This window comes from Halomonas sp. Y3 (genome assembly GCF_024137965.1).
Classification (GTDB): domain Bacteria; phylum Pseudomonadota; class Gammaproteobacteria; order Pseudomonadales; family Halomonadaceae; genus Halomonas; species Halomonas mongoliensis.
In genome coordinates this window covers 3,748,414-3,760,739 of sequence record NZ_CP099975.1, presented here as the reverse complement: position 1 = coordinate 3,760,739, position 12,326 = coordinate 3,748,414, and the positions used below count along the sequence as shown (strand labels likewise).

12 protein-coding genes are annotated in these 12,326 nt (G+C 67.7%); 4 read left to right on the top strand and 8 right to left on the bottom strand.

Annotated elements, in window-relative coordinates; translation table 11 throughout:
• Nucleotides 1-498: 498 nt before the first annotated feature.
• The gene (locus tag NHL60_RS17850) at nt 499-822 is read right to left on the bottom strand and encodes an antibiotic biosynthesis monooxygenase (protein WP_253446587.1); all 324 of its coding nucleotides are present in this window, start codon (nt 820-822) and stop codon (nt 499-501) included.
• A 168-nt stretch (nt 823-990) separates the two neighbouring features.
• Between NHL60_RS17850 and NHL60_RS17845 the strand changes: the two genes are divergently transcribed.
• Nucleotides 991-2,064, top strand: a complete 1,074-nt coding sequence (locus NHL60_RS17845) for a DUF2235 domain-containing protein (RefSeq protein ID WP_253446585.1) — start codon at nt 991-993, stop codon at nt 2,062-2,064.
• 94 nt (nt 2,065-2,158) lie between these two features.
• Nucleotides 2,159-2,746: a DUF4202 domain-containing protein gene (locus NHL60_RS17840; protein WP_253446582.1), complete on the top strand. Its 588-nt coding sequence runs from the start codon at nt 2,159-2,161 to the stop codon at nt 2,744-2,746.
• Here NHL60_RS17840 and NHL60_RS17835 read toward each other — a convergent pair.
• From NHL60_RS17835 to NHL60_RS17825, 3 genes are all read right to left on the bottom strand, one after another.
• Nucleotides 2,743-3,936 (bottom strand): acetate/propionate family kinase, encoded by a 1,194-nt coding sequence (locus NHL60_RS17835; protein WP_253446579.1) that lies wholly within the window; start codon nt 3,934-3,936, stop codon nt 2,743-2,745. The two genes, NHL60_RS17840 and NHL60_RS17835, sit on opposite strands and share 4 nt — an antisense overlap.
• Before the next feature lies 1 nt (nt 3,937).
• Nucleotides 3,938-5,362, bottom strand: coding sequence for a bifunctional enoyl-CoA hydratase/phosphate acetyltransferase (locus NHL60_RS17830; protein ID WP_253446576.1), 1,425 nt, complete (start codon nt 5,360-5,362; stop codon nt 3,938-3,940).
• Between the two features lie 217 nt (nt 5,363-5,579).
• Nucleotides 5,580-5,951 carry a DUF6746 family protein gene (locus NHL60_RS17825; protein WP_253446573.1) on the bottom strand — a complete coding sequence of 124 codons (372 nt, stop codon included), beginning with the start codon at nt 5,949-5,951 and terminating at the stop codon, nt 5,580-5,582.
• A gap of 207 nt (nt 5,952-6,158) precedes the next feature.
• Here NHL60_RS17825 and NHL60_RS17820 point away from each other — a divergent pair, with 207 nt between their 5' ends.
• Nucleotides 6,159-6,431: a hypothetical protein gene (locus NHL60_RS17820; protein WP_253446570.1), complete on the top strand. Its 273-nt coding sequence runs from the start codon at nt 6,159-6,161 to the stop codon at nt 6,429-6,431.
• A 28-nt stretch (nt 6,432-6,459) separates the two neighbouring features.
• On the opposite strand, the gene fabI is transcribed toward NHL60_RS17820, so the two are convergent.
• Both fabI and NHL60_RS17810 read right to left on the bottom strand, forming a co-directional pair.
• Complete coding sequence (gene fabI, locus NHL60_RS17815) at nt 6,460-7,233, bottom strand: enoyl-ACP reductase FabI (protein WP_253446567.1); 774 nt, start codon at nt 7,231-7,233, stop codon at nt 6,460-6,462.
• Nucleotides 7,234-7,328: 95 nt separating this feature from the next.
• Nucleotides 7,329-8,390, bottom strand: coding sequence for a C45 family peptidase (locus NHL60_RS17810; protein WP_253446565.1), 1,062 nt, complete (start codon nt 8,388-8,390; stop codon nt 7,329-7,331).
• 189 nt (nt 8,391-8,579) lie between these two features.
• Between NHL60_RS17810 and NHL60_RS17805 the strand changes: the two genes are divergently transcribed.
• Nucleotides 8,580-9,785: an ABC transporter substrate-binding protein gene (locus NHL60_RS17805; RefSeq protein ID WP_253446561.1), complete on the top strand. Its 1,206-nt coding sequence runs from the start codon at nt 8,580-8,582 to the stop codon at nt 9,783-9,785.
• Between the two features lie 218 nt (nt 9,786-10,003).
• Here the strand turns inward: NHL60_RS17805 and NHL60_RS17800 are convergent, their stop codons facing one another.
• Nucleotides 10,004-11,314 (bottom strand): branched-chain amino acid ABC transporter permease, encoded by a 1,311-nt coding sequence (locus tag NHL60_RS17800; RefSeq protein ID WP_253446558.1) that lies wholly within the window; start codon nt 11,312-11,314, stop codon nt 10,004-10,006.
• Nucleotides 11,314-12,321 (bottom strand): branched-chain amino acid ABC transporter permease, encoded by a 1,008-nt coding sequence (locus NHL60_RS17795; RefSeq protein WP_253446555.1) that lies wholly within the window; start codon nt 12,319-12,321, stop codon nt 11,314-11,316. The genes NHL60_RS17800 and NHL60_RS17795 overlap by 1 nt, the downstream gene beginning before the upstream one ends.
• Nucleotides 12,322-12,326: the final 5 nt, after the last annotated feature.

The following is a 12,326-nucleotide window of genomic DNA, read 5'->3' as shown; positions in this document are numbered from 1 at the left end:
CGCGCTGACCACCCCGCCAGGAGACTCTGGCGGGGCGGATTCGCGTAAAGCAATTTCGTAAACGTTTCTACGTTAGGCACACTGAAGGCTTGGATGGAAGCGATGCACTTTCTGACCAAGAGCCTCAAGAACGTCCGCACGGTAAAGGGCCGGCAAAATCCTGGCTTCTCCTGCTTGTCTGAAACCATGGATTGACCATTTCACAGCGTGTCATCACCGATTATGGGTATTTTGCAGTGTGGTGGGGTGAGTGCGTCTCCTGCCGTTCAGGGGGCGCGGCTGCTGCGCGAGGCTGGGGCGGTGGTCCTGGGCAAGACCAATACCCCCGAATTCGGCTAGAAGGCGGTGACCGACAACCGGGTCTTCGGCGCCACGCCTTCATGAGCGCCTATCCGCCCCGCTTCCCCGACTGCCCCGATCCCGGGAGGCCCTGACGACGAGTCTGCGATGCCCACCCCCTGTGGCGGGTACCCCTGCCTGCGCCGGTGGCGCGTAGAGCTATTCGGGCGTGTCCGAGGGCGGCATCACCACCCACTCCGGCTCCTCGAACTCGCCGATCAGGCGGATCTCGCAGCAGGGGGCGGCGCTTCTGATGATCGCCTTCACCGTCGGGTCGGGCTCGGCCTCCATGGCGTCGCGGCTGGCCTTGCTGTCCCAGTGGGCGATAGCGATCAGTGTGCTGGGGTCGTCGATCTTGCGATGCAGCTCGGTGCCGCGAGCCCCCGGCGCCCGCTGGATGATCTCGCTGGCGCGCACCCAGGCCTCGGCGTAGTCCTCGGCGGTGTAGCCGTCGCGGATATGCACCTCGAAGATATATTTCATGCGTGACTCCTTGCCGGTTCTCCCTCTGAGGATACGCAACCGGCGGGAGATGCCGCCTCCCCATGGCGTGGTGCCGCGGCCTTTCCTATCTTTAAGCCATGCCTCGACCCTGAGGCGGGGCGGCGCGTTCGGAGCCGCGCAAGCACCTCGGCAAAGGGGAGTCGTCTCATGTCTCAACCCACTCAGCGCCTGGTTCTGCTGTTCGATGGCACCTGGAACGACCCCCAGGATCGCACCAACGTCTACCGGCTGGCGCGGGATATCCATGACTACGATGGGCAGGGGGTTCGCCAGCGCTTCTATTACGAGCCCGGTGTCGGCACGCGGCAGTGGGAGCGCCTGGCGGGTGGCGCCTTCGGGCTGGGGCTGAGCCGCAACCTGCAGAGTGGCTATGACTGGCTGGTTCGGCACTACTGCGCAAACACTCAGGTCTTCGTCTTCGGCTTCAGCCGGGGCGCCTACACGGCTCGCAGCCTGGTGGGGATGATCCGCAAGTGCGGGCTGCTGAGAGTCGCCACGCCGAGGCTCGTCAAGGAAGCGGAACAGCTCTACCGCAACGGGAAAGTGACGCCAAAGGATGCGGTCTGCCATCGGTTCCGTGAACGCTACAGCCGCGAGATCGAGATCCACTGCCTCGGGGTCTGGGACACCGTGGGCGCCCTGGGGATTCCCGGCACCAGCTTCTCGGAGCATGGTCGCTATGCCTGGCACGATACCGAGCTGTCATCCATCGTGCGGCGGGCCTATCAGGCGATGGCGCTGGATGAGCACCGCAAGGCCTATGATATCGCCCTGTGGACGCACCCCAGCGGCGCGAAGAAGCCCTGCCAGGAGGAGGTGGAGCAGCGCTGGTTCATCGGCGCTCACGCCAACGTGGGCGGCGGCTACCGGATGGATGATGGCGGGTTCGATCCGCTGGCCACGCTGGGCTATGCGTGGATGTGCGAGAAGGCGCAGGCGGCCGGGCTGTCGCTGCATATGCCGGAAGTCCCGGCCGATGCCCATCGCATGGCGCCGAGGGATTCCTATCGCGACTTCATGAAGGGGCTCTACCGACGCTATCGTTCCCTGCGGGATCGGGGTGGCGATGGCCGCCACTACCGGCGTCATGCCCAGGACCACCAAGGCAATCCGGCCCTCGGCGTGACCATCGACCCTTCGGTATGGCGCCGCTGGCGAGAAGATCGCCGCTACCGGCCGTCGACTCTGGTGCGGGCGAGGTGCGTGCCGCCGCTGGAGTAGTCCGGCCCCTGTTCGCGATTCCCCGGACGATCACCCTGGCGGCCCCGCTTGGGTGATAGGCTGTCACTGCCGTTATCGATCACGAGGAGTGGGCATGTCCGAGACCCCCTATGCGAAGACCCTGGCCGCCCTGGATGCGCTTCACGCACAGGATCCGCGGAGCGTGGAGGTGGCGGGTGAGGCCGTGCCTCGGGAGCTGTGGCACGCCGGGCGCATGAGCGCCTGGCTGGAGCGGCTGCATGAGCGGCCCGATGAGCTGGTGAGCCTGGCGGTGCGCGGCCAGCACCTGCAGCGCTGGCAGGTGCCGCGCAGCGACTACCCGGAAGGGCGGGTGGGCTACTTGACCTGGCGACGCGACCAGGGCCGGCGCGCCGGGGAGACCACCGCCGCGCTGATGCGCGAGGCGGGCTATGCCGATGAGGCCGCCGAGGCGGTGGAGCGGATGATCCGCAAGCAGGGGCTCGGGCGCGAGCCGGGCTCCCAGGCGGTGGAGGACTGCGCCTGCCTGGTGTTCCTGGAGAACTACTTCGCCGATTTCGCCCGGCAGATCGACCACGATCACCTGATCCGCATCGTGCAGATGACCTGGAAGAAGATGTCGCCGCAGGCCCATGAGCTGGCGCTGGGCCTGCCCATGAGCGATGCGGCGCGCGGTCTGGTGGAGGAGGCGTTGGGAAGCTAGCCCTGGTCCAGCAGGCGAGCGCTGTACCAGGCGATCATGCGCTCCTCGTCGGTGGGGATCACCCAGGCGCCCACGCGGCTCTCGGCACGGCTGATGCGGCTGGCGTCGCGGCGGTTGGCGTCGGGATCAAGCTCGAGGCCCAGCCACTCGCAGCCCCGGCAGATGGCCTCGCGCACCGGGCCGGCGCGTTCGCCGATGCCGGCGGTGAAGACCAGCTGGTCGAGCCCGCCCAGGGCGGCCGCCAGGCTGCCGATCTCGCGCACGGCGCGGTAGGCGTAGAGCGCCACCGCTTCTCGTGCCTCTTCCGCGGGGCTTTCGAGCAGCTCGCGCATGTCGCCGCTGATGCCGGAAACGCCGAGCAGGCCGGAGCGCTTGTAGAGCAGCTCGGTGACTTCGTCGGCGCTCATGCCCTCCTGCTGGATCAGGTGCAGCACCAGGCCGGGGTCGAGGCTACCGCTGCGGGTGCCCATGGGCATCCCCTCGATGGCGGTGAAGCCCATGGTGGAGGCCACGCTCTGGCCGTTGCGGATGGCACAGAGGCTGGCGCCGTTGCCCAGGTGGGCGACGATCACCCGCTCGCCGGGGGCATCGCCCAGGTAGGCCGGCAGCACCTGGTTGATGTAGTCGTAGGAGAGACCGTGGAAGCCGTAGCGGATCAGCCCGCGCTGAGTCAGCTCCCGGGGCAGGGCGAACTGGCGGGCGACTTCGGGCTGGTCGGCGTGGAAGGCGGTGTCGAAGCAGGCCACCTGGGGCAGCTCGGGATAGCGCTCGGCCAGTGCCGCCACCGGCGCCAGGCAGAAGGGCTGGTGCAGCGGTGCCAGCGACTCGAACGCCTTGAGCGCGTCGATGATCTCGGGTGTGAGCCGCACCGGGCGGTGGTAGGCGCGGCCGCCGTGCACCACCCGATGCCCCACCACGGCCAGCGCCAGGTCGGGAAGGTCGTCGAGCCAGCCCAGCAGGCGCTCGGTGGCGCCCGGCAGCTCAAGCCGTGCGGGCAGCTCACCCATGTCGACGTCCAGGAGGGTGCCCTCCCCATCCTTGAGCGTCAAGCGGGGCGTGCCGCCGTTGAGCCCCGAGAACTTGCCGCGATAGCGGGGCTTCAGGGCGTCGAGGGAAGCGACACCCGCCAGCGGGTAGAGGGCGAACTTGAGGCTGGAAGAGCCGCTGTTGAGGGTCAGGATATGGCGCATCTCAGGCTCCCTGCTCGGGCAGGCCCTGCCGCTTCTGGTGGTCGGCCACCAGCAGGGCCAGAGCGCAGGAGGCCATGCGGGTGATGGCTTCGTCGGCGCGGCTGGTGAGGATGATGGGGACCCGGGCGCCCAGCACCAGGCCGGCGCCGGTGGCATCGGCCAGGTAGGTCAGCTGCTTCATCAGCATGTTGGCGGATTCCAGGTCCGGGGCCACCAGGATGTCCGCGCGGCCCGCCACCGGAGAGTCGATGCCCTTGGTGCGCGCGGCGCTCTCCGAGATGGCGTTGTCGAAGGCCAGCGGTCCGTCCAGGGTGCCGCCCTTGATCTGGCCGCGGTCGGCCATCTTGCACAGGGCGGCGGCATCCAGGGTGGAGGGCATCCGCGGATTGACGGTCTCCACGGCGGAGAGGATGGCCACCTTGGGGTCGTGATTGCCCAGGGCGTGGGCCAGCTCGATGGCGTTGCCGATGATGTCGCGTTTCTGGTCGAGGTTGGGGGAGATATTGATGGCGGCGTCGGTGATGAACAGCGGGCGCGGGTAGGTCGGCACGTCGAAGGCCATCACGTGACTGATGCAGCGCTCGGTGCGCAGGCCGCCGTCGCGCTTGAGTACCTCGTGCATCAGCTCGTCGGTGTGCAGGGCTCCCTTCATCAGGGCCTCGGCGCGCCCCTCCCGCACCAGCGCCACGGCGCGCTCCGCGGCGGCGTGGCTGTGGGGCACATCGATCAGTTCGAACTCGCTGATATCGAGCCGGGCGGCATCCGCTGCGGCGCGGATCTTCGCCTCCGGGCCCACCAGCAGGGGGATGATCAGGCCCTGGTGGGCGGCGGCTACGGCGCCGGTCAGCGAGACATCGTCCACCGGGTGCACCACCGCCACGGGAATGGCGGGGGGATGGTCGGCGGCGGAGAGGATCTCGTGCAGGCGGCCGCGCTCGGCCAGGCGCACCCTGGGCAGCACGGCTCGGGGCCGGCGGATCTTCTCCGTGGGGGCGAGCACCCGGGCCTCGCCCTCGATCACCACCTTGCCTCTCTGGTTCTCGCAGCGGCAGTCGAGGGTCAGCTGGGAGCGTGCGTCTTCCTTGGCGCTGACGCGAACGCTGACCTTGAGCACGTCGCCGAGGGCGACCGGCGCCCGGAAGCTCAGCGTCTGCCCGAGGTAGAGGGTGCCGGGGCCTGGCAGCTGGGTGCCCAGCACCGTGGAGATCAGCGCACCGCCCCACATGCCGTGGGCGATGACCTCCTGGAAGCGTGAGCTGCGTGCGAAATCGTCGTCCACGTGGGAGGGATTGACGTCGCCGGACATGATGGCGAACAGCTTGATGTCGTCCAGGGTCAGGCGCTTCTCGAGGTGCGCCTCGTCGCCTACCTGAATCTCGTCGAAGGTGCGGTTCTCGATGAAGCTATCGTCTTGGGGGGCGTCCATGGGGGCGGCTCCGAGGGTGGTTACTGCGATGCAGCAAATTCAGCCCCCATCATAGCCTGTCACTGGCCTCCTTGCGCTGCCCCGTGCGACCTTGCGATACCGCCGATGGCTGTGAAGGTACAACCACGCCGGGTTGGCGGAGGTGCCGGTAACGAGCGTGCAACAGGCGGGCGGGCCATGTGAGTGGCCCGCCCGTTGCGCTTGTGGGCCCTTGCTCCTAAGGAACCAGTGTCTGGGCGGCCTCTAGGTAGGCGGCGCCGTTGCTCTGGACCCGTTCGAAGTCCCCGGTCTCGGAGCCCTGGTGCACCTCTTCCAGGGTTATGGCCATCTCGGCGACCTGCTCGGTGATGGTCTCCAGGGTGTAGGTGAGCTCGTGGATCACCCCCAGGTCCTCCAGGCCGAGTTCGTCGGCGGCGAGGATCTCGGCCAGCTGCTGGTTGTAGGTGGAGAAGTTGGCCACCGCGGTGGTCAGGTCGGGTGACGCCTTACCCTTGAAGTGGGCGGGGCGCTCGTCACTGTGGTCATGGGCCTGGACGGCGGTGGTCAGCAGGCCGGCGAGGAGGGTGCTCAGCAGCAGCGTTTTTTTCATGGCGGGCTCCTTTTTGGTAATGAAAACTATTCGCAAGAGAGAATTTACCCCTTTTCCGGCAGCCCGGCAAGGTCGGGTCGCCGAGCGCCGGTGGCATCCTGCCAGGATTTGATCCAGAGCAGGTTTGACAGGGGGCTGGAATCGACCTAGCTTATCACTCGCTAATGATAATTGTTATCATTTATCGCCTTGATTCGGGAGGTCGACATGACATATCGCATCAACACCGGGCTCAGGAATGGCGCCCAGCCGACGCTGCAGATCTGCGATGCCACCACCGGCTCGGTGCGGGTGGCCTGGGAGTATCCGAGAGAACCGGCCGGTCTGAGCGAGGAGGAGCGGGAGCTGTTTCAACTGCGCCGGGAAGAGGCGGTTCACGACCTGTTCCGGCGGCTCTTCCTGCTGACCACCGAGCAGTACCTGAAGGGAGAGCTGGATACGCCGCCGCGGCTGGGGGCCTGGCGGCGGCGCTCCGGCTGAGGCCGCGCTCGCCGTGGAGAGGCGCCGCTCAATAGCGGATGTTGTCGCCGCCGTCGACGTAGTGGACGCTGCCGGTGGTGGCGGCGCCGGCGGGGGATGCCAGGTAGACCACGGCGTTGCCCACGTCCTCCACGGTGGCCAGGCGGCGCAGCGGGGCGCGGGCCTCGCTGGTGTCGGCCAGGGCGTCGAAGTCCTTGAGGCCGGAAGCGGCACGGGTGCGGATGGGCCCCGGCGAAACGGCATGCACGCGAATGCCCTGGGGGCCCAGCTCGGCGGCCAGGTAGCGGGTCATGGACTCCAGGGCCGCCTTGACCGGGCCCATCAGGGCGTAGTTGTCCACCACCCGCTCGGCGCCGAGGTAGGACATGTTGAGCAGGGTGCCTCCCCTGGGCATCAGCGGCTCGGCCAGCCGCGCCATGCGCAGGAAGGAGTGGCAGGAGACGTCCATGGCCAGCAGGAAGCCGTCGCGGGAGGCGTCGATCAGGCGACCGCGCAGATCCTCCAGCGGGGCGTAGGCGATGGAGTGCACCATCACGTCGAGCTGCCCATGCCGGCTGGCGATATGCTCGAACAGCGCGGCGAGCTGGGCATCATCCTGAACGTCGCAGGGTATCAGTTCGGCCTTGCCGAGCGCCTCGGCCAGGGGGTGGACGAAGCGCTCCGCGCCGGGCATGTGGGTGACCACCACCCGGGCGCCCGCCTGCTGCAGCGCCTGGGCGCAGCCGAAGGCGATGCTGTCGCGGTTGGCAAGCCCCGTGACCAGGGCAACCCTGCCGTGAAGTGAGAAGGGTGAATCGGCCATCGTCTTGGGTCCTGTTTGCGCTGCATTGCAGCAAGTCGGTGGCCAGTATAGCGAATCGGGCGCGGCATGTGGCCGCTGTTATGAGGCTGGGCGGCTCAGAGGGCCACCACCAGCGTCTCCTCGGTCTCGCAGGGCTTGCCGTGGCGCAGGGTTAGGCGCCGCTCGGTGAGGTTCATGACCACGCCGAACAGGGTCTCCATGCGCTCCTCCGGGGGCTGGGCGGGATTGAAGTGGCGACAGATCGAGAGTGGCTCGCCGTGGTGGTCGGCGAGAATCTCGAACAGGGTGTGCTCATCCACGGGGCCCTTGGCGGGCAGCGCCTGACGCAGCAGGTCGTCCAGGCGTACCAGTCGCGGCCTCGAATCCGGACGGGGGAAGTCCTCTACCTGGGCGGTGGCGTCCGGGGCGTAGAGGTGGTTGGTGTGGGTGACCACGCCGCCCTCGGCCCCGAGCCGACCGGGCTCGCCGGGGTGCACCTCGAGCCCCACCGCCTCTCCCGAAGCGCTGGCTACCAGGAAGTGGGCGGGGGAGCAGACCCGGTCGCGGCTGGCCACCGCCAGGGCGCTTTCCATATCGGGGCTCTCGAGGATCTTGCGCAGCGCCACGTGGATCGGCAGCCCCTCGCCGCAGGTTTGCGAACGGATGGCGTTGAGGCAGACGCCGATACCGTGGGCGTTGAGGCCGATCTTGGCTACCATGCCCGCCTCGCCGACGCTGACTAGGGGCGCGGCGTCCCGGCCTTGTATCCTCAGCGCTACCACGTTGTGCAGCTGGTCGGTGCGCCAGTCCCAGTTCTGGGCCAGCCACTGGGTGCCGGCGTGGGCCAGGGAAAAGGCGGAGCAGCCGCCGCTGGCCCGGGTCAGCGAGATCTCGCTGCGGCAGTTGAGGGTGAGGATATCGATGGGCTCGACGCCGGCCCCCTCGGCGATGGCGTCCATCTCCTCGAGGATCTCGGGAAAGCTGCGCTCGATCATTCGCCCGAAGCGCTTGGCCTCGGCCCGGGCCCGCACCCAGCGGATGCCCACGAAGTCGTGGAAGAGCCGGTCGTAGACCTCCAGGCTACGCTGGATCAGCAGGGCGTGGGTACGGCCGTGGGCCAGGCCGATCTCGCGGCGGCTGCCGCTGAGTTCTGTGACGGTAAGCAGCTGCTGCAGCATGGTTCGAGCGCCTCCTCCTGGCGGGGTAGAGTCTCAGTATAGGTCTGCTGGCGTCACGCGCCGCCTCGCTCTGAGGTTGACGGACGGCACCGCCAGCGTTGGTAGCGACGGCTTGAGATTTCCCGCGGGGCGTTCCAGATTGAGCGTGGGAGTCACCAGCATATTATTCGCAACCAACGGGACAACAACATGAAGAAGAGCATCCTGTCGATGGCCATTGCGGCCTCAGCGCTGAGCCTGGCCGGCGCGGTCCAGGCCGAGGTGAAGGTCGGTTTTCTGGGCGGTTTCACCGGGGGCATCGAGAGCCTGACGCCGCCTATCTTCGAAGGGGCGCGCCTGGCGGTGCAGCAGGTCAACGAGCAGGGCGGTATCCTCGGGGGGCAGACCCTGGTGATGCCCAGCGGTGATACCACCTGTGCCGACGCCTCGGCGGCCTCCAACGCGGCGGACCGCATGGTCAACACCGAGAACGTCACCGCTATCGTCGGCGCGCTCTGTACCGGGGCGACCATCGCCGCGGCCAACAACGCGGCGATTCCCGGCGGCGTACTGATGGTCTCGCCGGCCTCCACGGCACCGGCGGTGAGCGAGCTGGACGACAACGACCTGGTGTTCCGCACCGTCCCCTCCGATGCCTTTCAGGGCGAGATGCTGGCCAAGCTGGTGCTCGACAAGGGCATCGACTATGTAGCCGTGACCTATGTGAACAACGATTACGGCCGCGGCCTGTCGGAGGCCTTCAGCGAGGCCTTCGAGGCCGGCGGCGGCACCGTGGCCGAGAACCTGGCCCACGAGGACAACCGCGCCGACTACCGCTCCGAGCTGGGCTCACTCTCGGCCAGCGGCGCCGACACCCTGGTGGTGCTGGCCTATGCCGACACCTCCGGCCAGACGGTGCTGCGCCAGGCCTACGAGAGCGGCATGTTTACCCAGTATGTGGGCGCCGACGGGATGGTAGGCGATAGCCTGGTCCAGGCGGTGGGCGCCGACGTGCTGGAGGGCATGATCGCCACCCGCCCGGGCAGCCCCGATCTGCCGGGCACCGAGCTGTTCAACGAGGCCGCCGAGGCCGCCGGCATCGACCCCAGTGCCGTGTTCGCCGCCCAGGCCTACGATGCCGCCTTCCTGGTGGCCCTGGCCATCGAGCAGAACGGCAGCGCCGAGCGCGAGGGGCTCTCCGCGGTGCTGCGCAGCGTGGCCAGCGAGCCGGGCGAGATCATCCTGCCCGGCGAGTGGGAGAAGGCCGTGGAGCTGATCGCTCAGGGGGTAGAGATCAACTACGAGGGCGCCTCCGGCAGCCACGAGTTCGACGAGAACGGCGACGTGCCGGGCGTGGTGGTGGAGATGGTGGTCGAGGACGGCCGCTTCGTCAGCAAGGGCTTCGTCGAGCCCTGAGCGCCTGACACTGAGCTGATCCGAGCACTCTGACCAGAAAGGCCCCGGCGGTTTCCCGCCGGGGCCTTTCACGTTGATAAGGCTTTTTTCGAAAAGTCGTCGAGCGAAGGCCAGACAAGGCAAAAATCAGCGAAAGGACGGAGTTTACAGCTGTAAATGAGTACCTTGAGCTGATTTTTAACGCCGTATGGCCGAGCGTAGACAGTTTTCGATAAAGCCTACCCGTGGTGCCTGACCTTTTCAGGTAAGAGTCCTTGAGGCGCGAAGCGCAGCACCAGGGTGATCAGCAAGCCGATCACGAAGACCCGGGCCTGCAGGGCGCGGCTCTCGATATTGCGCGGCGGCTCCCAGCCGAACCAGAGATCGCCCAGGTGCACCGCCAGGTTCATCACCGCCAGCGCCAGCGGCTCTGACATGATCCAGATGATGTAGACCGCCATGGCGCCGAAAATGGTGCCCAGGTTGTTGCCGGGCCCGCCCAGGATCACCATCACCAGCACCAGAAAGGTGTGGTTGAGGGGCAGATAGCCGTTGGGGTCGAAGAGGCTGTTGAAGGTGGCCAGCACGCCGCCGCCCAGGCCCATCAGGATGCAGCCCAGCACGAAGATCTCCAGGCGCCGCTTGTTGATGTCCTTGCCCATGGCCGAGGCGGCCACCTCGTTGTCGCGGATGGCGCGCACCATGCGGCCCCAGGGGGCGTGGTAGGCGCGGTGCAGCAGGAAGAAGATCATCGCGATCAGCACCGCCGTCACCGAGAGGTAGAGCGCTCGGGCCAGGGTGAAGCCCAGCTCCGCCGGCCCCGGGGTGGGCCAGGGCAGTGGCGAGACGGTGGCGGTGCCGCGGGTCAGCCAGTCGGAGTTCTTGAGGAAGGCCTTGATGATCTCGGCGATGCCCAGGGTGGCGATGGCCAGGTAGTCGCTGCGCAGGCCCAGGCAGATATGGCCGATGAAGTAGCCTACGGCCCCGGCCAGCGCCCCGCCGACGATCCAGCCGGTCCAGGCCGGCAGGCCGAGCCCACCCACGAAGCCCGCCCGGGACTGGATCTCGCCGGTGACCCCGCGCAGCAGGCTGATCACCACCAGGTAGAGCACCACCGCCAGCACGACGGCAATCACCGTGCGCAGCCGCTTCGGCACGCCCAGCCGGTCGAGCCTGGTGGCGCCAACGACCAGCAGGGTCGCGGCCGCGGCGTAGAGCAGTACCCGGGCCAGCTCCCCGGGCAGCTCGCTGTCCCAGAAGGCGGGGTTCACCGGCACGCTGAAGGCCATGGCGCAGTAGCCGCCGAGGGCCACGAAGCCCATGACGCCGGCGTTGAACTGGCCGGCATAGCCCCACTGGATGGTGAGGCCGAGGGCCAGGATGGCGTAGCAGGCGGCCTCCACCAGCATGCGGGTGCTGTAGGCGGCACCCATGGCCAGGTAGACGCCGAGGATGGCCGCCAGCAGGGCGGCAAACAGCACCACCTCGCGCAGGGGAAAGCGCGACGGGGCGTTGACCAGGTCTGCGCGGCGCTTGTCTTGAGTGTTCATCAGATCACCTTGCCCTTGAAGATGCCGGTGGGACGCCATACCAGGATGGCCACCAGGATGAAAAAGGGCACCACGATCTTGTACTCGGTGCCGACGAAGGCCAGGTTGCGCGGCAGCTCCAGCCACTCGGGGAAGTGGTGGGCGATGGGTCTCAGCAGCACCGCCCAGTTGAACACCGCAAGGGTCTCGGCGAAGCCCACCACGAAGCCACCGGCAATGGCGCCCCAGGGGTGCCCCACACCGCCGACGATGGCCGCGGCGAAGATCGGCAGCAGCAGGAAGAAGCTGAGGTCGGGCTTGAAGGTGACGTCCAGGGAGAGCAGGGTGCCGGCGATGGCCGCCAGGCCCCCGGCTATCACCCAGGTCACCGCCACGATGGCGTTGGTGTTGATGCCCGAAGCTCGCGCCAGGTCGGGGTTGTCGGACATGGCGCGCATCGCCTTGCCCAGTCGCGAGCGGTTGAGGAAGAGGTGCAGTCCCACCACGCAGGCGATGGTCAGCACGAAGAGGATGATCTGGGGCTCGGTGATCACGATGGGCGCGCGCACCCCCTCGAAGGGCAGGGCGAGGCGATAGATCTCCTTGCGCTCCCCGGCCATGTAGAGGCTCTGGCCGCTGGTGCCGGCGAAGAGGCGGATCAGCCCCTGCAGCATCAGGGTGACGCCGAGCGAGCCGATGACGATGACGATGGGCTTGACCCCGTGGGCGCGCAGCGGCTTGTAGAAGGCCTTGTCGATGCCCACGGCGAGCAGGGCGGTGAGCACCATGGCCGCCGGCAGCATCACCACCGGAGTGGGCAGCCCGACGATGCCGCCCACGCCCGGGAAGGCCGCTGTGAGCAGCAGCACCATGAAGGCGCCGAAGGTCATCATATCGGCGTGGGCGAAGTGCGCGAAGCGCATGATGCTGAAGATCAGGGTGACGCCGATGGCGCCGATGGCGTAGATCGAGCCGGTGACGCTGCCGGCGATGATCACGTTGTTGATGAAGAAGACGAGTTCGTTCACGACGG